At 44.7% G+C, this 25717-nt stretch carries 25 protein-coding genes; 17 read left to right on the top strand and 8 right to left on the bottom strand.

The features are described 5' to 3' along the window. The first annotated feature begins 91 nt into the window (after positions 1–91). Complete coding sequence (locus tag CWO27_RS19095) at positions 92–991, top strand: DMT family transporter (RefSeq protein WP_048663788.1); 900 nt, start codon at positions 92–94, stop codon at positions 989–991. A gap of 104 nt (positions 992–1095) precedes the next feature. On the opposite strand, the gene CWO27_RS19100 is transcribed toward CWO27_RS19095, so the two are convergent. Beyond that, the gene (locus CWO27_RS19100; RefSeq protein WP_017069797.1) at positions 1096–1521 is read right to left on the bottom strand and encodes a DUF3010 family protein; all 426 of its coding nucleotides are present in this window, start codon (positions 1519–1521) and stop codon (positions 1096–1098) included. Between the two features lie 260 nt (positions 1522–1781). On the opposite strand from CWO27_RS19100, the gene CWO27_RS19105 reads away from it, so the two are divergent. Then, positions 1782–3419, top strand: a complete 1638-nt coding sequence (locus CWO27_RS19105; RefSeq protein ID WP_055319080.1) for a methyl-accepting chemotaxis protein — start codon at positions 1782–1784, stop codon at positions 3417–3419. A 152-nt stretch (positions 3420–3571) separates the two neighbouring features. Here CWO27_RS19105 and CWO27_RS19110 read toward each other — a convergent pair whose 3' ends face one another. Continuing rightward, complete coding sequence (locus CWO27_RS19110) at positions 3572–3919, bottom strand: DUF3316 domain-containing protein (RefSeq protein WP_048659007.1); 348 nt, start codon at positions 3917–3919, stop codon at positions 3572–3574. 262 nt (positions 3920–4181) lie between these two features. Between CWO27_RS19110 and CWO27_RS19115 the strand changes: the two genes are divergently transcribed. Next, complete coding sequence (locus CWO27_RS19115; protein ID WP_048669431.1) at positions 4182–5051, top strand: LysR family transcriptional regulator; 870 nt, start codon at positions 4182–4184, stop codon at positions 5049–5051. A 117-nt stretch (positions 5052–5168) separates the two neighbouring features. Here CWO27_RS19115 and CWO27_RS19120 read toward each other — a convergent pair whose 3' ends face one another. Then, positions 5169–6830, bottom strand: a complete 1662-nt coding sequence (locus CWO27_RS19120) for a methyl-accepting chemotaxis protein (RefSeq protein ID WP_102432005.1) — start codon at positions 6828–6830, stop codon at positions 5169–5171. Positions 6831–7105: 275 nt separating this feature from the next. On the opposite strand from CWO27_RS19120, the gene CWO27_RS19125 reads away from it, so the two are divergent. The 5 genes from CWO27_RS19125 (at position 7106) to dgcA (ending at position 11670) form a co-directional block, all read left to right on the top strand. Next, complete coding sequence (locus CWO27_RS19125; protein ID WP_102432006.1) at positions 7106–7618, top strand: RNA methyltransferase; 513 nt, start codon at positions 7106–7108, stop codon at positions 7616–7618. Positions 7619–7705: 87 nt separating this feature from the next. Continuing rightward, positions 7706–8542, top strand: coding sequence for an SGNH/GDSL hydrolase family protein (locus CWO27_RS19130; RefSeq protein WP_102432007.1), 837 nt, complete (start codon positions 7706–7708; stop codon positions 8540–8542). 94 nt (positions 8543–8636) lie between these two features. After that, positions 8637–9527, top strand: a complete 891-nt coding sequence (locus CWO27_RS19135) for a LysR family transcriptional regulator (protein WP_102432008.1) — start codon at positions 8637–8639, stop codon at positions 9525–9527. A 91-nt stretch (positions 9528–9618) separates the two neighbouring features. After that, positions 9619–10626 carry an N-acetyltransferase DgcN gene (gene dgcN / locus CWO27_RS19140; RefSeq protein ID WP_102530125.1) on the top strand — a complete coding sequence of 336 codons (1008 nt, stop codon included), beginning with the start codon at positions 9619–9621 and terminating at the stop codon, positions 10624–10626. Between the two features lie 57 nt (positions 10627–10683). After that, the gene (gene dgcA / locus CWO27_RS19145) at positions 10684–11670 is read left to right on the top strand and encodes an N-acetyl-D-Glu racemase DgcA (RefSeq protein ID WP_057623846.1); all 987 of its coding nucleotides are present in this window, start codon (positions 10684–10686) and stop codon (positions 11668–11670) included. Between the two features lie 117 nt (positions 11671–11787). On the opposite strand, the gene CWO27_RS19150 is transcribed toward dgcA, so the two are convergent. Beyond that, positions 11788–12720 carry a LysR family transcriptional regulator gene (locus CWO27_RS19150; RefSeq protein WP_102432010.1) on the bottom strand — a complete coding sequence of 311 codons (933 nt, stop codon included), beginning with the start codon at positions 12718–12720 and terminating at the stop codon, positions 11788–11790. Positions 12721–12894: 174 nt separating this feature from the next. Here CWO27_RS19150 and CWO27_RS19155 point away from each other — a divergent pair, with 174 nt between their 5' ends. Both CWO27_RS19155 and CWO27_RS19160 read left to right on the top strand, forming a co-directional pair. After that, positions 12895–13110 carry a tautomerase family protein gene (locus tag CWO27_RS19155; protein ID WP_102432011.1) on the top strand — a complete coding sequence of 72 codons (216 nt, stop codon included), beginning with the start codon at positions 12895–12897 and terminating at the stop codon, positions 13108–13110. A gap of 102 nt (positions 13111–13212) precedes the next feature. After that, positions 13213–14238 carry a quinone oxidoreductase family protein gene (locus CWO27_RS19160; RefSeq protein WP_102530124.1) on the top strand — a complete coding sequence of 342 codons (1026 nt, stop codon included), beginning with the start codon at positions 13213–13215 and terminating at the stop codon, positions 14236–14238. A gap of 246 nt (positions 14239–14484) precedes the next feature. Here the strand turns inward: CWO27_RS19160 and CWO27_RS19165 are convergent, their stop codons facing one another. Then, positions 14485–14772 (bottom strand): carboxymuconolactone decarboxylase family protein, encoded by a 288-nt coding sequence (locus tag CWO27_RS19165; RefSeq protein ID WP_102432013.1) that lies wholly within the window; start codon positions 14770–14772, stop codon positions 14485–14487. Between the two features lie 436 nt (positions 14773–15208). Here CWO27_RS19165 and CWO27_RS19170 point away from each other — a divergent pair, with 436 nt between their 5' ends. From CWO27_RS19170 to phnE (CWO27_RS19200), 7 genes are all read left to right on the top strand, one after another. Then, positions 15209–17182, top strand: coding sequence for an ATP-binding protein (locus tag CWO27_RS19170; protein ID WP_102432014.1), 1974 nt, complete (start codon positions 15209–15211; stop codon positions 17180–17182). Then, positions 17179–18531, top strand: a complete 1353-nt coding sequence (locus CWO27_RS19175; protein ID WP_102432015.1) for a sigma-54-dependent transcriptional regulator — start codon at positions 17179–17181, stop codon at positions 18529–18531. The genes CWO27_RS19170 and CWO27_RS19175 overlap by 4 nt, the downstream gene beginning before the upstream one ends. Positions 18532–18794: 263 nt before the next feature. After that, positions 18795–20015 (top strand): glycerophosphodiester phosphodiesterase family protein, encoded by a 1221-nt coding sequence (locus CWO27_RS19180; RefSeq protein ID WP_102432016.1) that lies wholly within the window; start codon positions 18795–18797, stop codon positions 20013–20015. Between the two features lie 255 nt (positions 20016–20270). Continuing rightward, entirely contained in the window at positions 20271–21311 is a 1041-nt protein-coding gene (gene phnD / locus CWO27_RS19185; RefSeq protein WP_008216587.1) for a phosphate/phosphite/phosphonate ABC transporter substrate-binding protein, read from the top strand. A 128-nt stretch (positions 21312–21439) separates the two neighbouring features. Further along, on the top strand, positions 21440–22210 hold the full coding sequence (gene phnC, locus CWO27_RS19190; RefSeq protein WP_048663776.1) for a phosphonate ABC transporter ATP-binding protein: 771 nt from the start codon (positions 21440–21442) through the stop codon (positions 22208–22210). After that, complete coding sequence (phnE, locus tag CWO27_RS19195; RefSeq protein ID WP_102432017.1) at positions 22198–23022, top strand: phosphonate ABC transporter, permease protein PhnE; 825 nt, start codon at positions 22198–22200, stop codon at positions 23020–23022. Before phnC ends, phnE (CWO27_RS19195) begins: the two co-directional genes overlap by 13 nt. Then, entirely contained in the window at positions 23022–23825 is an 804-nt protein-coding gene (phnE, locus tag CWO27_RS19200; protein ID WP_048663773.1) for a phosphonate ABC transporter, permease protein PhnE, read from the top strand. The genes phnE (CWO27_RS19195) and phnE (CWO27_RS19200) overlap by 1 nt, the downstream gene beginning before the upstream one ends. Before the next feature lie 133 nt (positions 23826–23958). Here phnE (CWO27_RS19200) and CWO27_RS19205 read toward each other — a convergent pair whose 3' ends face one another. The 3 genes from CWO27_RS19205 to hpf form a co-directional block, all read right to left on the bottom strand. After that, positions 23959–24753, bottom strand: a complete 795-nt coding sequence (locus CWO27_RS19205) for an HAD-IIB family hydrolase (protein WP_102432018.1) — start codon at positions 24751–24753, stop codon at positions 23959–23961. A gap of 109 nt (positions 24754–24862) precedes the next feature. Further along, on the bottom strand, positions 24863–25018 hold the full coding sequence (locus CWO27_RS19210) for a DUF3012 domain-containing protein (protein ID WP_004732998.1): 156 nt from the start codon (positions 25016–25018) through the stop codon (positions 24863–24865). Positions 25019–25270: 252 nt separating this feature from the next. Then, positions 25271–25627, bottom strand: a complete 357-nt coding sequence (gene hpf, locus CWO27_RS19215; protein WP_102432019.1) for a ribosome hibernation-promoting factor, HPF/YfiA family — start codon at positions 25625–25627, stop codon at positions 25271–25273. Positions 25628–25717 lie beyond the last annotated feature (90 nt).

Raw genomic sequence — 25717 nt, forward strand, 5'->3', positions numbered from 1 at the left:
AACCATTTAAAGTGTTATATCTGTATCTTTATTAGTTATCTGTACCCAACTAAGGTAACAGCATTGATGAAGAGTTGACCAGAGGTTTGTAATGCTGATTAAAATGATTCCGTTTGTGTTTGTAATATTGTGGTCGTCAGGCTTTGTTGGCGCTCGTCTTGGCGTGGAATACGCAGAACCCGCAACATTACTTTCACTAAGGATGGTAGCCAACGTGGCGCTGTTCTTGGTTTTAATTGCAATCCTTAAGCGTCGTATCCCTCGTGGTCGAGCATTCTTCCACGCTGCTGTGGTCGGCATCTTGATTCATGGTTTCTACCTTGGTGGCACTTATCTGGCAATTGATATGGGTATGCCTGCCGGGTTGAGTTCTCTACTTGTTGGCTTACAACCGATTCTCACCGCATTAATTATGATCAGCTGTACTTCGCAGCGTTTTAATTTTGCACAGTGGTTGGGATTGGCGCTTGGTTTTGCGGGTATTAGTTTGGTGTTGATGGGCAATATTGAATGGCAGTCAGACGACCAAAAAGGCTTGGCAACGTTATTGTGTTTGGTTTCTTTGGTTGGTATTACCTGCGGGACTCTGTATCAGAAGCGCTTCTGTCAGGGCACTGATATGGTCGGCGGTGCGATGGTGCAATATTTGGCTTCTGCAGCGTTGTTTCTGCCGTTCGCAATGCGTTATGAAACTATGCAAGTGAACTGGACGGTAGAATTCACGTTGACTCTAATCTGGCTGGTGGTCGTTCTGTCTTGTGTTGCCATCCTATTGTTGCTTTACATGGTAGAGCACGGTGCATCTTCAAGTGTGGCTTCGGTCTTTTACTTGGTGCCACCGACGACAGCAATCCAAGCGTGGCTTATTTTCGGTGAGTCGTTCGACATCTATGGCGCGATGGGCTTTGCCTTGTCTGCTGCGGCGGTTTATTTGGTGGTGAGGAAGCCAGAATGGATTAAGGCTCGCAGGCGAACAGTGTTAGAGCGGTAGTGTGTATATCATAATTAACTCCACTTAACGTCAGTAACTAGAAACAAAAAAGAGCCTGAATATTCAGGCTCTTTCTGTATCAAATATTGGCTAGCGACTTTTGATTAGCGCTTCATCAAGCAAGCATATGCCGTAGTAAACGGTGCTTCTTGGTATTGCTTAAGGCCAGTTTCTTTGAATTTCATCATTAGAGGGTTGCGCTTGAGGCTCTCTTTGATGTCAGCAGGTGATACAACGGTTACGTCTAGGCCGTCGATCAGTTGAATTGCTGCTTCTAGTTTGAAACCAAAGCCACCGCCAGCAAATTTGCCTTTAGTTTGGCGTTGACGAATTACAACTTTATCTACTTGGTAATCTTCCATTAACTTTGCAAAAGAGAATTGAAAGTCTTTCATATTCTGTGTGTCGTTTGCGTCGCTAATTGAAACTTTAGAAACTCGGCAATCAGGAATGTTAAATACACCATCTGATAGAGAAAGAAGACAGATGACTGCATCGTTACCTTTGATTTCAACACCACAAATTTTCATGTTCTTACCTACTTATTTTAGAGCCCTACATTATGGTGTTATTTCTCACACTTCTCCAGTATTTGCGCGTACTCAGCGGCAAATAAGTCTAAATCAGAGCATACTTTAATGTTTGAGAGTTAACCTCTGGTTGAATAATCACCACGAAAATTAACGATATCGTTTGCTATGAGATAGGGCTCACAAATCCTTAGTGAGATTGCATATGTGTGCTGTATATTGCGCGCGCATCCCTATTTGAAGTGTGGTTATTAATCCCAATGAATATCAATAATCTTTCGATTAAGAGTAAAATCGCGATCCCGCTGTTGGTGATTGTGATTGTTTTTTCTACCGTTACTGTACTCAACGTTATCAGATCAAATGCTCAAGCTGCGATTAATAACGAGCTCAATAATGTGGTTCAGCCTGTGTTAGATAACCTAGAAGATGGCTACCGAGATATCTACCAAATTATCGCTTCGGCACAAGGTTTGTTGCTTGCTAAAGACCAAGCGGCGATTGAGTACCAAAAGTTTGAATTTAAAGACAACGCTTACAAAGCGGTTCCTCGTTTTCAAAGTGTCGAAACCTTGTATCAAGCGGGCGTGTTGGATCCATCTTCACGTGGTGAGTTATCAAAGCTTGTGAACGCGATGAGTAACTGGGTGGCGCTGCATGAGCCAATGTTTGCAGACCCTGCGAACGCGCATCAATACAATATTGATTACTCACCTGCATTAGATGCCGAGTTTGCGACTATTCGTAAGCAACTGCGTGATATCAGAACCTTGATTGAACTGAAGCAGAAAGAGCTTCGCCAGCAAGCCGATGACTCTATTGAATCAAGTAAGTTGATCATCGAAGTCGGTATGGCCGTTGCTGTATTCGCTGCAATCTTCGCGATGTGGTTGTCGAACCGTTTCATTATTCAACCCATTCAGAACGTTGAGAAAGCGATGAATGAAATCGCTTCGGGTGACGGTAATCTGTCTCAACGAATGAAGGTCGAAGGTAATGATGAGATTGCTCGTTTAAGCTCTGCTTTCAATCAGTTTGTTGGCAAGATCCACGTCACGGTCGAACAAGTTATTTTCACATCGAATGCGGTACGCGCTGAGATGGAAAACATCAAATCGTTAACCCAGAGTGTTGCTGAGTTCTCTTCAAATCAGCAGCGAGAAAGTGAAGTAGTCGCGGCGGCGGTTCATGAGATGCAAGCAACCAGTGAAGTGGTCAGTGGCAATGCATTAGATGCAGCAACCGCAAGTAACGTGGCGAACCATGAAGTGGAATCGGCAGATACCACGCTTGGCTTGACCGTGACTTCGATTGAACGCCTTGCGCAAGATATTGAGAACGCGGGTGGTGTAGTTCAAGAACTGGACACAGATGTGAAGAACATCGCCTCAATCCTTGGTGTGATCAAAGGTATTGCAGAACAAACTAACCTATTGGCATTAAATGCTGCGATTGAAGCAGCACGTGCCGGTGAACAAGGTCGTGGCTTTGCGGTTGTAGCTGATGAAGTTCGTGCGCTTGCAAGTAAAACTCAAGACAGCACTGGCGAAATTCAATCAATGATTGAACGCTTAGAAGTTGGTGCGAAACACGCGGTTGGTGTAATGACTGAAAGCAAAGTGAGTGGCGAGAAAACCATTGTTCAGGCAGGAACAGCGGCATCTTCATTGAGTGAGATTCGCAACTCAATCGGAAAGATGAACGACATGAACACACAAATCGCAACGGCGGCTTCGCAACAGTCTCAAGTGTCTGAAGAAGTGAATAAGAATGTTCAACGCATCGCTGAAAGCACAATGCAAATGGTTGAAATGGCGAGCAGCGCAGAAAATGCATGTATGGCATTGGCAGAACAGTGTGAGGCGCTAGATAGCCTAGTGTCTCAGTTTGAAGTTTAATTTTCAAAGTAGACAGACGAATATGAGCTGATACTGGTTGTTCGTTTGAATTCCATTAATCAGCGCTGAAGGTCAAAAAAGCCCATGCTCAATGAGTACGGGCTTTCTTTTAGATACTAGGTCGGTTTTGAGACCTAATTAATCGTTCGGTATTAGCTGCTGCGACCGTCTTTGTATGTGTAACGGTAGTCAACTTTTACGTTCGCTTGGTAATGAACATCGCCGCTCATGTTAGTGATTTTTTTCACTTCCATGTTCGCGTCATCAATCTTGAACGAATCGTATTTGGTTGTTTGTTGGAACTGTGGCAGTTCTCTTGAAAGCTCAAAAGGTGTTTTTGCGCTTAACTCATCCATAAGGTTAGTTCCTGCATCGTATGCTTCCGCTTCAGTAACAAATGTATCAGATTTTAGCGTTGTTTCTTGAATCGTTGTTTTGGTTGCTGCGAACGCTGTGGTGCTGAGTACAAGAGTTGATGCAAGTATGATTAATTTTTTCATAGGAGTACCTTACTGTGTTGAAGTACCTGTGTTCCGGTACAGAACCAACATATCAATGAAGTGGTAGGAGGAGTGTCAGGGGGAAATACGATTTTGTTAGTGTTCGGTAAGGAGTTTTGAGAAATGTCAGGTATCGGTTGGCGTTATTTTAATCAGTTGTGGCTGGCGAAGATTTATGCGCAAAGCATATCAAGCAAGGTGACACTGATATCTATCTTCAATACACTGTATGGGTAACCAAAATTCAGCATAAGGTAAAGGCATGGCCAATTGGGAAGGGGTAATTGAGTTTGTTGCAGTGGCAGAGCGTGAAAGCTTTACTGGTGCGGCGCAGAAACTCGCTACGTCGGTGGCTCAAATCAGTCGTAGGGTCGCAAACCTCGAAGAACGACTCGCAGTGAAACTGCTCAATCGAACGACCCGAAAGGTGTCTCTAACAGAGGCTGGGCAACTCTATTATCAGCAGTGTAAGTTGCTGGTCGAGGGCTTAGAAATTGCTGAGCTTGCGGTCACGCAGATGCAATCCACACCAAAAGGCTTACTGAAAGTCACCGCGCCTGTGACTTATGGTGAGCGCCAACTTGCTCCGATACTTCATCAATTCTTAAATCTTCACCCACAAGTAGAACTTGAGTTGATGCTGACTAATCAAAAGCTCGACCTAATCGACTCGGGTGTTGATGTAGCGATTCGTCTTGGTCGCTTAGAAGACTCAAGTCTTGTGGCGAAGAAGCTCTCTCAACGCCAACTCTATGTATGTGCCAGCCCTGAATATATTGAACGTTATGGGGAACCGCATACATTATCTGAATTAAATAATCATCAATGCTTAGTTGGTGGATTTGAACACTGGCGCTTTAAAGAAAATGGTCGCCCTCGTTCGGTTCGTGTTAACGGACGCATTAAGTGCAACAGTGGTTTAGCGTTATTAGATGCTGCGAAGCAGAGCATTGGCTTGGTGCAGTTACCTGAATACTACGTGAGTGAAGATCTAGACTCTGGAGAGTTAGTCGAAGTGCTTTCCGATTACCGAGACGACAAAGAAGGGATCTGGGCGTTGTACCCTCAGAACCGTAATCTATCTTCAAAGGTTCGCCTGCTGGTGGATTTCCTGTCTGAGCAATTGGATTAGTTTATGATCTAAAGCCACCAACGATAAAGTAAACGGGCTTCAGAATAGATATTCTGAAGCCCGTTTACTTTTAATGATGATAGCTTTGAACGTTGAGTAGCGTTCACTTACTCGACATTAGACAGTGAAGCGATCCACTAAATGATACAGCTCATTTGCACGACTGTTGAGGTTTTGGCTACCGGTGCGGTTTTGATTTGCTAGTGCCGCCGATTGTGAGCTTTGGTCTGAAATCACTACAATGCGTTGAGATATCTCTTGGCCGACAATATTCTGCTGTTCTGTTGCCGTAGCAATAAGCGAGTTCATGTCCATGATGGTATCTATCGATTCTTGGATCTTCGCCAGTGCAGCGGCGGCAGCGTTTGCTTCTTCCACGGTTTGAGCACTGCGATTTTGGCTTGAGTCCATCGCTTTTACAGCGGCGTCTGAAGCGGCTTTTAGTTGCTCAATCATCTTATGAATATCGCCCGTGCTCTCTTGAGTTCGGCTTGCCAGTTTACGTACCTCATCAGCTACCACTGCAAAACCACGACCTTGTTCACCTGCACGCGCAGCTTCAATCGCGGCATTCAATGCAAGTAGGTTAGTTTGCTCGGCAATATCTTGGATAACTGCCAGTGAAGAGGAGATGTTCTGCACATCGCCTTCTAATCGTGATACTACGGTGTTGGCTTCTGAAACTTCGCTCGCTAGGCCTGCAACCGAATCTGCAGCTGCGTTTACGATCTGTTGTGCTTCTTTGGCATTGCCCTCTGCAAGTTTAGCGGAATCAGCGGCTTGGCTTGCGTTGCTAGAGATTTCTTGCGCCGTTGTGGTCATCTCAGTCATCGCCGTTGCAACTTGTTCTGTCTCTTCACGTTGGCCTGTAGCAATTTCGTCGACCTGAGCGGCGCGAGAAGACATGCTAGATGTCTCGGCTACGACTTGCTGACCGACATCACTGACGCTGCGAATGATGGTTTGCAGGCTGGCAACAAAGGCATTGAAGTTTTCACTGAGCTTAGTGAACTCGGGCGCTTTGAAGGTTTCCATTCGGGCGGTTAAGTCGGCTTCACCACTTGCGAATGCGCTGATTGAACGGTCAAACTGCTCAAGTGGCTTCATAATGGTGCGGTTCACAGCAACAGCAAACGCTGCGACAACAAAGGCAATCAATCCGCAGAAAATAGCGATGGCAGTCAGTGAGCTTTGCAGCGCAGCGTTCGAGCTCTTTTTCATTTCTGCAATGACAGCATCAATGTCGTCAGTATAAAAACCGGTACCAAGCATCAAATCCCATTGTGGGATGAATATTGAATAGCTGAGTTTTGGTAGGGCTTCAGATTGACCAAGTTTAGGAAAGTAGTAGGTGGTGAATTCGCCAAGCTTTGAGTTCTTGATGAGGTCACGAATCAGGTAATTGCCTTTTTTGTCTTGCAGGTCGTAGTAGTTTTTCCCAATGCCATCCGTATTTTGTCCGACTACCACTCTCACACCTTTAGAGTCGTAACCAAAGATGTAACCAGATTCGCCATACTCGAGTGTTCTTAAGGTTGGCAAGGCCTCTTCTAATGTTGCACCTCTTTCCAAGAACGGGCTGATAGAAGATTGAGCCATTTGCAGATACGCTTTGAGTTCCTTTTCTTTCATCGCCATCATATTGCTACGCGTCGATTCTACTTGTTGTGCGGTTAGCTCAGTGCTCTTCATATACGTCACACTCATCATCCCGATTGCCATCAGTAGCAGTGGAATGAAAGAGAGGATATAAAGGCGGTTTTTGATGGTTAGGGTCATGTCACGCTTCCTGTGTGATTGTCTCATGCAATTTTCAACACATTATTAATGTGGTTTCAAAATGTAAATGGGCTTGTTGTTTAATTGTTACCCTAGAGTGTTTTTGTTTTATAAATATGATGACGGTTAAGTTTTTAAGGTGAGAAGCCTTGCAATTAGAGGCTTAAGAGCGAAAAAGTGAGTTTGTATCGATGCTTTTGAAATCGACGCTGCTTTGTTAGAATGCGACGCTTTGTAGCACCCTGCTATGTCTATTCGTTAAGTGAGAAAGATTCATGAACAAAAGCCATGTGACTATTGGTTTAACTAACCCAAAGAGCCCGACAAACGTTGGTGCTGTTATGCGCGCGGCTGGTTGTTACCAAGTCGACGAAGTTAGATACACAGGGCAACGCTACGAAAAAGCCGCGAAATTTCACACCGATACCAAGAGTGCTGCGCGTACCATCCCGTTGACCGGTGTTGAGTCGTTTTTAGACAATCTTGATCCAGAAACTAAGATCGTTTGTGTGGAACTCGCTGAAGGTGCAACACCACTGCCGCGTTTTAAACACCCAGAAAATGCCATTTATATCTTTGGCCCTGAAGACGGCTCTATTTCTCAAGATGTTGCCGATAGAGCAGATCACGTTGTGTACGTTCCAACAGTTGGCTGCATGAACTTAGCCGCAACAGTGAATGTGCTACTTTACGATCGTCTTGCTAAATCTGATGAAATGGATGAGAGCAACGAGCTGATTAAGAAAAGTCGTGATAACCGTAATCACCTGCTAATCAAAGAAAAGTAAATCTCTACTTCTAGTGTTATCTATCCCGTACGCAATCGGATATTATCTTGAGTTCATTACCAGATAATTGAAGGGTTAGATAACACTATGGAAGACAAGCAATTACTTGCCGCACTACAACAACACCCTGTCCTCGATCTCTATCAGTTATTCCAAGAAGTTGGTCAAAATCGCTCTCTGTACGTATTGTTAGAGAGGCTATCTTCCCTTAAAGAACATCATCAATTGAGCACTCGTCTCAGCCCTTTCAAGCCTCACATCGAAGGGTTACTGGCTCAATTCGATAGCACCACACCTGACAGTGAAATCCTCAAGGCAGTTGCTCTTCAGTCAGAGATTCATCAACGAGGCCACAGCATGAGCCGTTACATCATGACATCAGATAATCATCGTCATTTTTCTCCAAGTGCAGACTTAGTCTTGTTTGGTGACTCGATCACTGAATGGGCTCCGTGGGCGGATATTTTCCGTGATGTTTCTATGGTCAATCGCGGCTTAGCGGGGGATACCACAACCGGCATGTTACGCCGCATTGATACCACGTTAAACGTGAAGCCAAAGCTGGTGTGTTTTATGGCAGGGATAAACGATTTAGCGCAAGGTTACGATGTCGAGCATATCTACCAGAACTACGTTGATATGCTTAAGGTGTGGCAAGAAAACGATATTCGAATATTGGTGCAATCAACGCTTTATGTAGGGTCTAAACTGCAAAGCTTGAACCCTCAGGTTTCAGAATTAAACCAAAGACTAGAAGCTTATTGCAGACAGCATGATATCGAGTTTTTGGATGTGAACCGTGTTCTAGCACCTAATCAATTACTATCAAATGGATATAGTTGTGACGATCTGCATTTGAATGCCAAGGCTTATCAAGCTTGGGCTGAGGTTCTTCAACCTGCGATAGCTGAGTTACTAAAATAAACCCATGTAGATAGCTAAGTTGATAGATAGACAGTTTAGTTAATACAACAGAATCCAAGCCCTAAACCTGTTCGGTGAACCAAAGGACATCAATTTGAACCTGAGACAACTGGAAGTCTTTTACGCCATTATGCAGACCGGAACCGTATCTGGAGCTGCACGCAGCTTGCATGTGTCCCAGCCTAATGTGACGCGTATTTTGGCGCACACTGAGCAGCAGTTGGGGTTTGGCTTGTTCGAGCGTGTCAAAGGGCGATTGGTGCCAACGGTTGAAGCGAAAACCTTGTTACCGGAAGCGGAGAAGGTCTACCAACAACTGGGTCAATTTCGTTCTTTGACTAACAAAGTGAAGCAAGGCCATCAGCATTTGCGTATTGGCGCACCGCCGATTTTAGCGACCAAATTGCTGACTCCGGTAATAGCCCAAATGTCTCGTGAACAAGAGCTCTCTTTTGAGTTGTTGACTGCTAACCGTGATGAACTTTGTGCTGGGCTATTAAAGCATGAGCTCGATATTGCTATCGCATTTGGAGATGAAGCACCGCCAGCTATATTGTCTGAAGCCTTACTGGCCGAATCACTTAAGGCTCTGGTTCCATCCCACACTGTTGAACAGTTACCGACTGAATTAACCCTTGATGACCTGATCAATTATCCCTTACCAATCATCGGGCTTGATAGCCGCGATCCATTAGGCCTCCTATTACATCAAAGCCTTATTGCGCGAGATGAGCATTATCACCATCCGATATCGGTACGTGGATACAGCGCGGCGGCGGAACTGGTCAAGCACCAAGCGGGGTTTGCGATTGTGGATCCGTGGACGGCAGAGCAATATCAAAATGACGATGCAGTCTGTGTGTTGCCACTTCAACCAGACATCCAATTTTCGGTCTCGATGCTTTGCGCAGAGCACACCCCTCAGTCGATTTCCGTTAAGCAATTGATCGCTTCATTGAAGAGCCATACTCAGCCTATAACTTAAGGTTATAGGCACTCGATAAATAGGTATTCGGCAGCCTTTAACTTCTTAATTAAAGTAATTCCATACAAGGACTTATTAATTAGGAATGCTCATGTCTATCGCTCAACCTTACCTTCTTTTTCTTGGGGATGTTACTGACCCATTGGCCGCAAAAACCGCTCGTGGTATTCACCAATGGCGACCAGAAATCTGCCTCGGCCAATTACGTTTAACAGAAGAGACCGTTTCTCTTGGTTTGATGGATCTGACCTTGCAACAGGCACAAGCTCAAGGTGCGAAAACGTTAGTGATTGGCACTGCAAACCCGGGCGGCGTTATTCCTGACTCATGGCAACCTACGATATTAGCCGCTGCAGAAATGGGATTTGAGATTGCATCCGGCATGCACCAGCGCTTGAGTGAATTCTCACCGCTTGCTGACATGCAACAGCGAGGATTGACTAAGCTTCATGATGTACGCCATTTTGATGGTGTCCTAAACGTTGGTAATGGCAAGCCTCGTCAAGGTAAACGCCTTCTCACAGTCGGTACCGATTGCTCTGTAGGCAAGATGTTTTCGGCGTTAGCGATTGAAAAGTCGCTTAAAGATGCGGGAATATCTGCTCAGTTTAAAGCAACAGGGCAGACAGGTATCTTGATTGAAGGCAGCGGTATTTCGATTGATGCTGTGGTGGCGGATTTCATTTCGGGCGCGGTTGAAGCCATCAGCCCAGATTTTACCGACCACGAGTGGGACATCATTGAAGGCCAAGGTTCTTTGTTCAATCCGTCTTTTGCTGGCGTGAGTTTGGGTTTGTTGCATGGCGCGCAAGCTGATGCTTTAGTGCTGTGTCATGAAGTAGGGCGACCACATATTCGCAATCTACCGCATGCCAAATTGCCAGCAATAGAACAGACGATTGACGCTAATTTGCAAGCCGCGCGACTGACAAATCCAGATGTGAAGCTGGTGGGTATTTGCCTGAACACATCGGCGATTAGCATTGAAGAGGCTGAGACATTGTGCCAAGAATGGACCACACTTTATCAAGTACCAGTGACGGATCCGGTGCGATTTGGTGTACAACATATTACTGATCATTTGCGATATTCACTTTAACGATTTCATCATTTCTACGTTTCCATTTGTTAAAGCGAACATCAACCGAGTGAAATTATGAAGATTACAGCAGAACCAGTTACTATCGCGATGCAAACGCCTTTTCGCATATCTCGAGGCAGCCGAACAGAGTGTCATGTTGTTCGCGTTTACATTGAACATAATGGTAAACAAGCTCAAGGCGAGTGTACGCCTTACCCGCGTTATGGTGAGTCATCCGAGTCTGTGTTGGCGCAAATCCAACAAGCTTCGAGCTCTCTTGAAATGGCCTTTGAGCGTGGTATGACCGATCCTGAAGAATTACGAGATCATCTTCAGTCTTCATTGACCGGAGGAGCTGCGCGTAATGCTATCGATTGTGCGCTTTGGGATTATCAAGCGCAGCAGAACGACCAGATCTTTCCGAATAGCTTGTTCGAGTTACCTAAGCAGATTGTTACCGCTATGACAGTCTCGATTGGCACACCAGAGGCGATGGCAATACAAGCTCGAGATTATGTGGCGAACGGTGCGAAACTTCTAAAAGTGAAGCTTGATGGTGAGCAAGTAGTAGAGCGTGTACGCGCTGTCCGAGAAGCGGCTCCTGGGGTTAAAATTGTACTGGATGCCAATGAAGCATGGACTGGGCTGAACCTTGAAGAGCTGTTCAATCAGCTGACTGAGTTTGATATCGCGATGATCGAGCAACCTTTACCACAACAGCATGATGCCTCACTGGCACACATCAAGCATCCAATTCCACTGTGTGCTGATGAAAGCTGCCATACCAGTTCCCAACTGTCTTCGTTGTTGGGCAAGTATGAAATGGTCAACATCAAGCTTGATAAAACCGGTGGTTTGACAGAAGCATTAGCACTTGCCGAAGAAGCGCAAAGGCTCGGATTTACTCTGATGTCGGGCTGTATGCTTGGTACCTCACTGGCCATGCGTGCAGCTCTGCCGATCGCAGTGCAATCTGAAATCGTCGACCTAGATGGACCTGTATTACTTGGTCAAGACGTGTCGCCAGCACTGACTTATCAAGATGGGATGATCATTCTTTAACTCGTTGAGTTTCAACCAGTAGTTTTACATGACATCAATGAAATCGCGTGAGTGAAAGCTTGTGCGATTTTTGTTGGTATTAATAAACCTTAACTGATTAATATTATGAAAGTTATATTAAGTGTTCTTGTACTGCAGTTCATGTTGATCCGAGGTCATCATGAACTCAATGAATTTTCTCGTTTTTAAAGGCGTATAACGAGCGTATGGATACATCATAATGAATGGACGTGTTGTTCCTGAATACTCTTGTAATACTTCGACTAGCTCTCCCTTTTGTAGCTCTTGCTCAACCGTGAAGCGATAGACCTGCATGAGCCCTGCACCACTTTTAACCAATGTCAGCGTGGCTAAGAAATCTTCCTGACACAGTAAACGTCCCTTCGTTTCTACTTTGATGAGATCGCCTTTAGAAAGAAATGTCCATGGTACTTTTCGACCACTGCTAGGCAATATGTACTGTATACATTCATGCTCCTGAAGATCAGCAACAACACTTGGTGCGGGGTGATTTTTTAAGTATGACGGCGCAGCAACAATGATGAGCTCTGCATCCTCAAGGCGTCGTGCAATCAAACCGGAATCATGCAACTCACTCCCTCTAATGGCTACGTCATAATTATCCTCCGAAAAATCAATGTTTTGATTACTGACCTCTATGTTGATTTTCAACTGTGGGTAAAGGTCACAAAACTGATTTATCCGTGGTAGTAAGCGGTAATGTGCATACAGAGTAGGGACACTAATGCTAAGTACTCCCACCGGTTCTTGAGTTTCTCCCGATATTTTTTCTTCTGCTTCAATTAATTGATTCAAGGCATTTCGACAATCCACGTAATAACGTTGACCTGTATCTGTCGTTCTCATATTGCGAGTTGTTCTAATGAACAGTCGAGTTTGTAATCTCTTTTCGAGTCGAGCAATAGAACGGCTGACTGCTGCAGGTGTCACACCAGCAGCATTAGCAGCGGCCGTAAAGCTGCCAGTTTCCACGGTAAGGCAAAAAAGCTCGATGCTGCTCATTTGTACATTGTCAAAATATCGTTGCATAACGCCCTCATAGATTGATTACATTGTGTATCAACTGTAATGACTTAAAGCTCATTTTTCAATTTTAAGTAACAGGTTATCTTAACCTCCATCATCAAGATGCCGAGTTAGAACCAGAATCTAGACAAGATATGGACTCTACATTGGCAACCAAATAATGAGGACGAATTCAAAATGCCATACGTCAATATTAAAGTGACACGAGAAGGTGTGACTGCTGAACAAAAGAAACGTCTGATTGAAGGAACAACTGATCTGCTCTATCAAGTGCTCGATAAACCAAAATCAACGGTATTTGTCGTGATTGACGAAGTGGAAACCGATAATTGGGGTGTTGGCGGGGAGACAGTAACAACACTTCGAAACAAACAGGAATCTGTCAAAGAATAGATTTTAAACTTTCTATTTAACCATTTGCTATTTCTATACCTAAGTAACATTAGTGATCGATAAATCGTCGATCACCTTAAACCATATACTGGAGAAAATCGTATGAAAGCTGCTGTTATTCATAATTTTGGTGGACCTGAAGAAATTAAATTTGAAGAGGTTCCAACACCTCAACCAGGTCCTGGAGAAGTGTTGATAAAAACACAGGCGATTGGTACAAATCGACTTGATCATTATGTTCGTTTAGGACAGATTTCACCGGATTTAACATTCCCTCATGTTCTGGGCTCTGATGCTGTCGGCCAGGTGGTTGAACTTGGAGAGGACGTTACTGGATTTGATATCGGTGATCGTGTTATTTCGATGCCTGGTTATCCACTTGATCCAGCAGAATCGCATGTCCGTCCGGTTACTGTAGCCAACAGTTATGCGATTCCGGGTGCTCATCGTCAGGGAACCTACTCAGAATATATTGTTGTACCAGCACAGTGGTTGCTAATTGATAATACTGGATTACCTGTTGAGCAGATAGCCGCATTACCAGTGCCTCTGTTAATCGCCATTCGTTCTATTGAAATTGTTGGTGAAGTTAAAGCAGGTGATACCGTCTTAGTACATGCGGGCGCTTCAAGTACAGGGATGATGAGCATTCAAATTGCAAAAGCACTTGGTGCTCGTGTCGTTACTACGGTACAAAATGAAGACTCAGCTAACATTGCTAAAGATTGTGGCGCTGATTTTGTTATCAATTCTTCTGAGCAAGATTTTGTTGCTGCTATCAATGAATGGACTGCAGGCAAAGGTGTGGACGTTGCTATTGATAATTTAGGAGGTGATATTCTTCAACAAACGATTAATGTCGTACGCCCTCAGGGCATTATCGTCACAATGGGCTTCATGGCTGGTACTGAAGCGACAATAGATGTTCGTAATTTCTTCTTTACTCAAAAGCAGTTACGAGGAACATTAGTTGGAGATATTGAAGATTTTTCACGATGGCTTCCAGCAATCAAAAAAGGGCAAATCAAACCATTGATTGATAGTACATTACCGTTATCTTTGGCAGCGAAAGCTCATGAACGAATGGCAAGCAATCAAGCGCTTGGAGCGATTGTACTTATTCCTTAATGTCATCATTGTTAGGGGGAAGGTAATCAAATATGTCATTGTCAGTTACCTTAATAACTAGAACTTGCTTCCTTATAGCTGTTAGGTGCAGATAAAGTACTTAAGACCATTAAAGTCGTTCTTTGGAACAACGGCGTTAATGGTCATACAAACTTCGTGGAAAATATTTTAGTCACTCAGATCCAAAGGTTAATTTTGAAGTTGTTCCCTATGTTTTAGTCTCTTCACAACGTCATACACAATTCTCTAGTTAAACGAGTTTAAGTCTATGTCATAACGTTCCAATACTTCTTGAAACTGAAGTTTTTTTTGACCGGCGGCCACAGCCATAACTTTGGCTGTTACATCCGAAATCTCGCCTTTCGTGATTCCAGTTTTTTTTGCCTGCTTTAAGTAATAGTTTGTACATGGCAGACAATTCATCCCCATGGCAGCGGCTAAACCGACTAGAAGTTCAGTCTTAGAGTCTAAGTATTCATTATCATGAGTTGAACGATAAAATGCGCCATAGGGCTCTTGGTGCTTTCCTAGCATAAAAACCATCCATTATTTATGGGTATGTTAAGTAAGTTAAACTAGTGGAGATTTTATAGCAAGGAAGAAGTAAATGGTCTTGATCTAACTTGATTTGGGCAGAAGTATGGTAAGTCCCGTTTTGCGAGTGAACTGTCCAATACGGTCAATCTCTATGATAAATGCTCAGACTTTATTGGAAGTGCTCAAACTAAAATGCCCTCCGACAGGGATTGATAAAGTAATCACGTTTCTGTCGGTGCGGTCACTTTCTATTATCGCAAAACAGACAGCTCAAGCTTTATAAAATAATTGTTATGATATCTTATGTGAAATGTTAATGATTGCTCTTCATTTAATAGTTTCACTAAAGCTATTCGATGCAAGCCTAAGTAAGGCTCATGCCATAACTAATTGAATCATTAGCAGTTCCTGTTGACGATTTGATGAGAAGAAGGTGGGGCGAGTGAGCAGTCGTGTCTCAAAAGTGATAGATAACAAGGACAGTTTTGAACGTCCATTTCCGATCAAGATTCCGCGTCGTAAGTGGTTTGGCTGGAAGGGCATAGAGCTGCGTTTAGTGTTGGCGTTAGCCATGCTATCGATGACCACCATCTTTCTCTCGGTAGTCTCCAGTTTCACCTTTGATAACCTAAATCAACGCCTTGTTGAGCTAAAAGAGAGTGAAATCCCCGCTTTAGATAACGCTGCACGCCTCAATGACATGGTGCGTGTGATTATCACAACCTCATCGCAACTCAGTGATGCGGAATCGAATTTAGAACGCAAACAAGCGATGCTTAAAATTGAAGACGCCATTTCCGTCATGAATAGCGTAATGGTTCAATTCCCCGATTATCACTCCTATTTTAAAGATCTTATTGCTCAAGTTAACAATAGTCTGAGTTTGTTGTATCAAAGTGAAATTGAGTCAGAACAACTCAATCAAGAACTTCGTAATTTACTTGAAGGCTTTTATCCTCTATTGCAACAAGCCAGTGACTCACTCGATAGTTTGCCTGACCCAGCCAAAGATCAAATCCAATATACCCAGTTAAAATCCCTGTTGTATTACCAATTAGGCTTAGTCGAAAAACTGTATAACGACTCAAGCTTTAATGAGTTGGATTACACCAGTCTAAGATTAGAGCAGGTTGGAGAAGAGTGGTGGCAGCTTTGGGTAAGTGGCGATCTCAGAAGTACCTTTCCTGAATTAGATCATCAACTCACGGTGATTTATAACCTCGCCTCAAGTGATAGCAGCTTGTATAGGATGAAAAACAAAGCGCTCGATCATCTCTATCAAGAGCAATATTTCCTGCAAAATAGCCGTGAGCATTTGAATCAGTTAACGGTGCAAATCGAACGTAACACCAGCCAAGTGAATCGCAATATTGATCAGTCGATTCAGCAGGCGCAGCACTCTTTGCAATCGAACCAACGTTTATCACTTTTCTTTTCCTTGTTCAGTGTTTTAGCTGCCGCTGCGATTTCATGGTTCTACGTGCGTAAGAGCATTTTGGAAAGACTTTTACAGCTTAAAGATAACATGTTTGCGATTTCTACCGGCCATTTAGATACCGAAGTGTCCATTCGTGGCAAAGACGAAGTGACGCAAATGGCTAAGTACCTAAAGGTATTTCAAACTACAGCCAAAGTCGTCAAGCAAACCAACCGTAAATTGGAGGCTGAGGTGGAAGAACGCACCTTGGCCGAGGCCAAGCTGCGTGTTACTCAGGATGAGCTCATTCAAGCTGGAAAACTGGCCGCGTTGGGGCAGTTAAGTGTCGGCATTACTCACGAGATCAATCAACCTCTGACCGCAGTAAATAGTCACGTTCGAAGTGCTCAATTATGGTTAGGTAAGCAAAGACCAGACAGAGCAGAAGATAACCTGAAAAAGATCGAGATCTTATTAGACAAAGTGGCTGCGATTACACGCCACTTGAAAGCCTTCTCACGCAAGAGTGACGGCAAAATTGATAACGTCGAGGTGGATAAGGTGATTGGCGATGCGATCGACCTCTTTGAAACTCGGCAGAGTAGGGTGTCAATTCAGTATTCCCTACAAAGCGATCAAATGGTACGAGCCAACAGCATTCGCTTAGAGCAGGTGCTGGTGAATTTAATCAGCAATGCGTTGGATGCCGTTGAACACAGGGAGCGGCCCCTGCTCAGCATCTCCACTCAAGAGTATCCGAACACTATTCAAATTGCAGTTAAGGACAATGGATTAGGAATACCCGAAGAGGACATTCCTTATCTGTTTGATCCGTTTTATACCCGTAAGACAACAGGCAAAGGGCTCGGTCTCGGTTTGTCTATCGCATACAACATAATCAAAGACTTTGGCGGCTCGATTCACGTGGAATCGGTTGAACACCAATGCACCACTTTTATTGTCACTCTACCAAAAGGCACAGGCTCATGACTGCAGAAAAACACATAGTTCTTATCGACGATGAAACCGACGTCGTTGAAGCCGTGAGCGAAATGTTGGAACTCGAGGGTTTTCATGTCACTAGCTTTACCGACCCTAACCTTGGCCTAAAGTCGCTGAAAGCGAACAGTCAGGCGGTGGTATTGTGTGATGTGCGAATGCCACAAGTCGACGGGCTTACGTTGTTGAGCTCAATCCAACATCGCGCAGCCAATGTTCCGGTATTACTGATGAGCGGGCATGGTGATATTCCGATGGCGATAGAGGCGATGAAGTTGGGTGCGTTCGACTTTCTGGAGAAACCCCTCAATGCCAGTGAGTTGGTAGAAAAGCTCGACTTGGCGTTGGCACAGTGTCAGCACAACAGCCCTGCAACGTTAGACGACGATCAGGACTCAGATCTTCCGATTGAGTCTGTGGTTATTGGCCAATCGAAAGCGATGGATACCATACGTAAGCAAGTGCTTGCCTTAGCACATACTGGCGTCGACACCATTATCAACGGAGAAACGGGAACGGGCAAAGAGGTAATAGCTCGAGCTCTGCATCAATTCAGCCGTCGTAAAGCCAAACCGTTTGTCGCGATAAACTGTGGCGGCATGACAGAAAGCATTATCGAAAGTGAGTTGTTTGGTCATGAAGCGGGCTCGTTTACCAGTGCCAATAAGAAACGTATCGGCAAAATAGAACAAGCCAATGGCGGCACTCTGTTTCTTGATGAAATAGAAAGTATGCCAATTGCGGTGCAAATTAAACTGCTGCGCGTGATTCAAGAACGAATGATTGAGCGTGTAGGCGGTAATGAGTTGATACCCGTCGACATCGTTGTGGTCGCGGCCAGTAAAGCCGATCTCGCGAGCCTGAGTGAATCAGGTGAGTTCAGAGCTGATCTCTTCTATCGCCTCAATATTGCTAGCTTAAACCTTCCCGCATTGCGTCAACGCAAAGAAGACATTCAGGTGTTGTTCCGCCACTTTGTGATACAAGCGAGCCACAAGTACAAGACGCGTCCATCGACGATTTATCCCGAACAGATACAGCAGCTTTGCCGACATGAATGGCCAGGAAACGTGCGTGAGTTACGTAATGTCGCCGACCGATTTGTACTTGGCATTGTCGGTGATGGCTTCGATCTGCAATCGCCAATTTGTGAATCGACTGGGGAAGATTTCGCCTTTGAAAAGCAGATGGAGCAGTACGAGAGAAATGTATTAACCGAAGCCTTGATAGAGAGCGCGGGCAATATCAATGAGGTCTCGAATAAGCTGAATCTACCCCGAAAAACGCTTTATCGAAAAATGAAGAAACATCAGTTGGATAAAGAGAGCTTTAAAGCCTAACTCATTAACTTGGTTCTTGAGGAGCAAACCTAAACCAAAAGACAAAGCGGAAGAAAAAGCACAAGACAACAATGACCCATTTATCATTTAGTCGAATGATTAACTGTTTCAAGTAATTGTAATAAAAGAGTTTTAACATTTGGCACAAAGCGTGCAATCCCTACATTGTGGCACCTGCCCACATGAGGTCATCTCACAGAAGGTAGAAATGACCGGATTAAGGAAATTAGAAAAATAATTGCTTGTTGCAAGGAGATACAAACATGAAGCAAATACTGAAAGGTTCGATTGCTCTGATACTCGGCGTTAGCTCAATGACAGCATGGGCGGCAACAGAGTCAGCAAACCTAGGACCTCGTCCCCTCTTTTTAGTCAACAATATGGATGAGAGCCCTTTGAAAACCAAGCTGCTCAGTTGTAGCGAAGGGCCTTTTCATCGTAGTGATTTTTCTATTGGGCACCGCGGAGCTGCAATGCAGTTTCCCGAGCACACCAAAGAATCATACTTAGCGGCAATTCAGATGGGAGCCGGTGTCGTAGAGTGTGATGTGACCTTCACTAAAGATAAGGCGTTGGTATGTCGACACTCTCAAAGTGACCTGCACACCACAACTGATGTGTTGGCGCATCCTGAACTCGCTAAGAAGTGTTCAGTTCCATTTAAACCTGCGAACCCAGCGACAGGTGAAGATGCTCAGGTTGAGTGTCGTACTTCCGATTTCACGCTGGCGGAGTTTAAGACGTTAAAAGGTAAAATGGATGGGGCGAACCCGAAAGCCACCACAGTCGAAGAGTACATGAACGGTACTCCGGGTTGGAGAACCGATCTTTACAGCCAGAGTGGGACGCTGATGACACACGCAGAAAGTGCGGCGCTGTTTAAAGAACACGGTGTGAAAGTGACACCTGAATTGAAATCGGCAGCGGTTGAGATGCCTTTCAATGGCTTCAGCCAAGAGATGTACGCGCAAAAGCTGGTGGATGAACTAAAAGAAGCGGGCTTTGCACCTTCAGAGACTTACTTGCAATCGTTCAACCTGGATGACGTGAAGTACTGGATCAAAGCTGCACCAAAATTCGGTAAACAAGCCGTTTATCTTGATGACCGTGTTTACGAGCAAGCGAACTTTGTTGCTTCTGTTGAAAACATGAAAGAGCTGCACGATGCGGGTGTGAACATCATCGCGCCACCTCTGTTTGCTCTGGTTGATTTAGACGAAAACAACGAACTGGTTGCGTCTAACTACGCCAAGCTTGCTAAAGATGCAGACCTCGACATCATCGCATGGACTCTGGAACGTTCAGGCCCACTCGCGCAAGGCGGCGGTTGGTACTACAAGAGCGTGAAAGATGGTATCAACAATGATGGCGACATGATGAAAATGCTCGATGTGTTAGCACAAGATGTGGGTGTGATGGGCGTATTCAGTGACTGGCCTGCAACGGTCACTTACTACGCAAACTGCATGGACAGCGACGCCTAAGTTATCTGGATTATTGAAGAATAATAAGAGAAAAAGCAGTGAACCAAAGAGCCTTCGGGCTCTTTTTTTACCATCAAGGTTGATGGGACAGAAATGACCCAAATGATTGGTTTTGAGTTGGACATCAATGACTCAAAAGATCTTGGTTAGTTTGATTTTTGTTGTAAGTCATTGAAATTTAGCAAATAAAAATATGGCACGAAGGCTGCAATAGCGAAGGTGACTTTCAACAATAAGTAAAAGTAAGGTTTGAATATGAAAATCAGTGTTAAAGGACTGTTAATCGCTAGCTCATTACTACTTCCTTCAATGGCTATGGCAAGCGACTGCTCTAGTCGTGGTGTGTTAGACGATCGATACTGTGATGAAAACCAAGATTTGGTCGCCGATTCACCGAAGAACCCAGATGAGTGGAATGACCCAAGCACGCTTGTGTTTACTTACACGCCAGTAGAAGACCCTGCTTTGTACAAAGATGCGTTTGCCGACTTCCAAGCTCACTTAAGCAAAATCACGGGTAAGCGAGTGATTTACTACACGGTGCACTCGAACTCTGCACAAGTAGAAGCGATGCGTTCTGGCCGTTTGCACGTAGCTGGTTTCTCTACGGGCCCAACTGGCTACGCGGTTAACCTAGCGGGCTACGTTCCAATTGCAGTGAAAGGCGATGAGTCTGGTTTCCAAGGCTACAACCTGATTACCATTGTACGCAAAGACAGTGGTATCAACACCATGGCTGATCTAAAAGGCAAAAAGGTTGCACACACTTCTGCATCATCAAACTCTGGCAACCTAGCTCCTCGTGCGTTGTTCCCAGCTAAAGGGTTAGTGCCAGATGAAGACTACAAAGTGCTTTACTCAGGTAAGCATGACCAATCGATTCTAGGTGTATTCAACGGAGACTATGATGCAGCACCTGTGGCATCTGACGTGTACGATCGTATGGTGGCAGCAGGTCGTGTTGATGATTCTGAGCTTAAGATCATCTACCGTAGCCCGCGCTTCCCAACGTCTGCGTTTGGTTACGCGTACAACCTAAAACCGGAGCTGGTTGAGAAGATCAACGAAGCTTTCTTTAGCTACCGCTTCACACCAGAGATGAGCGCATCATTCAAAGGTGCAGACCGCTTCTCACCAATCAGCTACAAAGAAGAGTGGGACGTGATTCGTGATATCGCCCACGCGACAGGTACGGCTTACACTAAAGCTGGCCTTAAGAAACTCGCGGAAAAAGATGCGGCTAAACGCGCGAAGAAAAAAGCAGCTGAGTTAGCGAAACAAGCAAACAACGGCTAATTCTTTTTCTATTAGAAGACTAAGTTCTCGAAAGACTTAGTTCTTTAAAAACACCTACTTCAACTAAATATCTATGCCCTCGCGGGTAGGGCATAGATCATTCTAAAATTCGCACAAGGAAATGCAGTATGGCCGTAGCAAGCTATGAAGGAATAAAGATAAACAACCTTTTCCACGAATATGTGGCAGGCAAGCCAATCCTTAAAGGCATTAATATTGATATCGATGAGCCAGGCATCATCGCGATCATTGGTCCATCTGGTACCGGTAAAAGTACGCTTCTGCGCTGTATCAACCGCCTTAATGATCCAAGCCAAGGCGAAATCATTTTTGATGGCGCAGACCTGACTCAATTAAAAGGCCAAGCGCTACGTAAACAACGTCGACACATCGGCATGGTGTTCCAAGAATATAACCTCGTGGAACGTTTAACGGTTATCGAGAACGTGTTAAGCGGCCGTTTGGGTTACATGACGGCTTGGAATGCGTGGCGTCGTAACTATTCTCCACAAGACTTAGCAAAAGCGTTCGAGTTACTTGAATTTGTAGGCCTACAAGACTTTGCAAACCAACGTGCCGACAGTTTGTCAGGCGGCCAAAGACAGCGTGTCGGTATCGCTCGCGCAGTCATGCAAGACCCATATATCTTATTAGCGGATGAACCAACGTCATCACTCGACCCGAAAACCGCGGTTGAGATCATGGAGCTGATGGAAACTTTCGCCGAGCAGAAGAACATCCCTGTGTTGGTTAACATCCACGATGTCAACTTAGCCAAGCGTTACGCCAAACGCATCATCGGCATGTGTAATGGCAAAGTACATTACGACGGCAGCCCTGAAGGCATTTCAGAGGAAGATCTAAAAATCATCTATGGGGGTGAATCATGGCTGGATTAACCCCAAGCTCATCGCCAAGTGCATCGTCAAACCAGTCGCCAGCGAAGCATGAAAACCCGTTCAAAACCTCATGGACTAACCGAGCAATCATCGTTGCGATAGTTGCGTATCTGTTTTACAGTTTCTCAACGTTAGGGCTGACTTTTGATCGTTTGGTCATCGGTTTTGGTGAGAGTGAGCGGTTACTATCAAGAATGTTTCCGCCAGATTTCTCGCGTACTAATCTACTGCTAAGTGGCTTAGCAGAGAGCTTACAGATAGCGATCATTTCGAGTTTCTTCGGCATCATCATTTCGCTGTTTCTTGGCTTACTTGCTGCAAGAAACATGATGCCTTCGATTGTATCGACACCTATTCGGGGCTTTATCGCACTGTGTCGCTCTTTTCATCCAGTGATCATCGCAATCTTGTTTGTGAAAGCCGTGGGTTTTGGTGCCCTGGCTGGGATTCTGACCTTGGTGTTCGCATCGATTGGTTTTATTGCCAAGCTGTTCGCAGAAGCGATTGAAGAGATCTCTTTCAAGCCTGTTGAAGCGATTAAAGCGACCGGCGCTAGCTTCATCAGTGTGATTCTGTATGCGGTAATGCCGCAGGTGTTTACTCGTTTTATTGGCTTCGCTAGCTACCAGTTGGACTCGAATTTACGTAACTCAACTATGGTGGGCATCGTTGGCGCGGGCGGCCTTGGTGGGACGTTATTCTCGGCATTCCAACGTTTCGACTACGACTTTGTCGCTGCTATTTTGATAACGATCATCGCGCTGATTCTTGTAGGCGAATTCCTTTCCAACATTGTTAGGAGAATCTTCTAATGACAACTGCATCTATTGATAGAGAGTGGCAGCGTTTTACACCCAACGAACGTGTGGCTCGATTTGCCGTTTACCTTAGCCTTGTGTGTGCCATCGTTTGGTCTTGGCAGACGGTAGAAGTGATTCCTGAGTTCCTTTATGACGCCCCCGCCCAGTTTGCGGATATGTTCGAGCGCATGGTGCCAATGGACTATGGTTTCTACCCTGAGTCGATTCACGCGGCGATGATTGAAACCTTACACATCGCGACATTAGGCACACTGTTTACTTTGGTGTTTGCGATCCCTTTGGCGTTGTTAAACGCACCGAACATTACACCTAATAAAGCGTTGAACTGGGTTGCTCAATTCTTCCTTGTGTCTTCACGTTCAGTGAACTCACTAGTGTGGGCATTACTGTTTATCGCACTATTTGGCCCCGGTGTTCTCGCAGGTATCATGGCAATTGCAATTCGCAGTATCGGCTTTGTAGGGAAGCTGTTAGCGGAAGCCATTGCCGAAGTGAACATGGGGCCTATTGAAGCTTTACGCGCAACAGGCGCTTCGTGGATGAGTATTCTTCTGAAAGGGTATTGGCCACAAGTGATGCCCGCATTCTACTCAATTGTACTGTTCCGTTGGGACATCAACGTGCGTGAATCTGCGGTATTGGGCTTAGTGGGAGCTGGTGGTATTGGCGTAGTGCTCAACGATGCGCAGAACCTTTTCGAGTGGCAAAAAGTGTCGATGGTATTGGTGAGTATTTTTGCTGTGGTTATCATTGCAGAAGCTGTAGTGATCCACATTCGCAACAAACTCATATAGACAATATTTTGTGTGAAAGTTAAGAGCTTATCTAGCATTTTGAAGCTCAAACGACCCTAGGTACTTCGGTCTACCTAGCGGTCGTTTTTTTATGTTGTTTGAATGGACAGAAAGCTTGTTTAGAAGGGGATGGTTAGCTTTTCGCTGTCTCACTTTTAAGCGTCAGCAGTAAACCCACAAATTCTGCAAACCCATAACCACCCGGTTGTGACATCACCTTGCTTGGATGATGATCTAGCTTATCCCAATAATGCTCAATGTTAGCCACGCCAACGGTGAGCGGTAGTGATTCGAACATCTGTTGATCATTCATTGAATCGCCGACATAACACGCTTGCTTGTGGGTTTGTTCAAGCGATAGGCCTTTACTCGAAAGGAAACGGTGCACGGCGTTTTTCTTTGAGTGCTCGCCATACCAAGCATTGATATGAATCGAACTTGCTGTCGCGTGTGCGCCTAAAGCATGTATTCTTTCGAGTACCGCTTGCACTATTTCAGGGTCAACAGGTTGACGGTTTTGGCCGATATCAATCGCGACCTCACACAAGCGGTAAGATTGATCCAAAGTTAGGGATAGGTCTGGGTAACTCTGCAAGATCGATTCAACTTCTTGTTTGAGCTTGGCTTGATTCTGGCGCACTTGTTCTAGCGGCGTTTCAGATGAGAGTTGTAATGCACCATCTTGTTTCTCTAATAAGAAGGCGCCGTTCTCTCCAAGCACGGCGTCTACAGGCCATAGTTGTGCAATATGATCACACCAACCAGCACAGGCTCCCGTTACTGCGACCACTTTAATTCCGTTATCTCTTAGCTTTTGTAACGCAATCAATGTTTCTGGAGGGAGTGAACCCTGCCAAGTGAGCGTATCATCAACATCGGTTAATACCCATTCGATGTGCTTCCAGTTATTGCCTAGTTGGTGTTCCATCCTCAAACTCACTTATTCGGATCTATTGTATTGCGTGGAGTGTTCAGTTCGTTGTTAAATGTCTTCCACTCAGTGCTACTAAGTGTTGTTAATTAACGCTTAACAGTGATTAGAAAACACAGTGCTTAGCAAAATCACCGGCTTCATTGGCAGTCCAGTCGCCTTTCGGCTTTTCTTTCATATCTGTACACCAAGCTTCACTGCCCACTTCTGTACAAGCCATCAGTTGAGTCGCTAGAAATAGAATTAGCGCGATTTTTTTCATAATAAACATTCCTTTATTGTCTAAATTTCTACTTATCACTGTATCAAATACCGCTAGCGATTGTTATAGCAGCCAGCGACATAAGTTTGTTAAAACGATATAGAGTTGGGCTTATTTCTAATATAGGAAGCGAAGGTCGGTGGTCGGAAAAATCAAGGAAATTGATGTATAGATCGAAAAAGCCAGCAACATGTGCTGGCTTTGAAATTCTTTTGCGCTGCTATTATTGATTAGCGAGCTTCTACTGTGGAGTTATACCAACTTCATCTCTTGGATGATGTCTGAAGCAATCTCTGGCTTCGTACTTGTTGGCTTCTCGTGTAGGTCGGCTTTCAATTGTCCCTTACGGTTACTTAGGCCTGCTTCAAGTTTCTTGAGTGCTGAAGCGATAGCTGGATACATAACGTCATCTGTAGCTTTTGCGTTTACACGTACACCTTCGTAGTTGGTGAACACTTCAACCTGATATTGGCTGTGTTCTTTTGTAATGATGATGTCGCAGCTAATCAGTGATGGAAAATGGTTTGATATCTTTTCGAACTTACCTTCGATGTCTTTACGTGAGTCGTCGTTAATTGATACGTGATGTGTTTGAACGTTTATTTTCATAAATCATACCTTTCCAATGACTGTGTCATTTAAACGTAGCAAACATCGGATAGATTCACCAATAGAGAAAGTACACATGTGTGATTAACT

Source organism: Vibrio sp. 10N.286.51.C3 (assembly GCF_003050065.1).
Lineage (GTDB): Bacteria > Pseudomonadota > Gammaproteobacteria > Enterobacterales > Vibrionaceae > Vibrio > Vibrio crassostreae.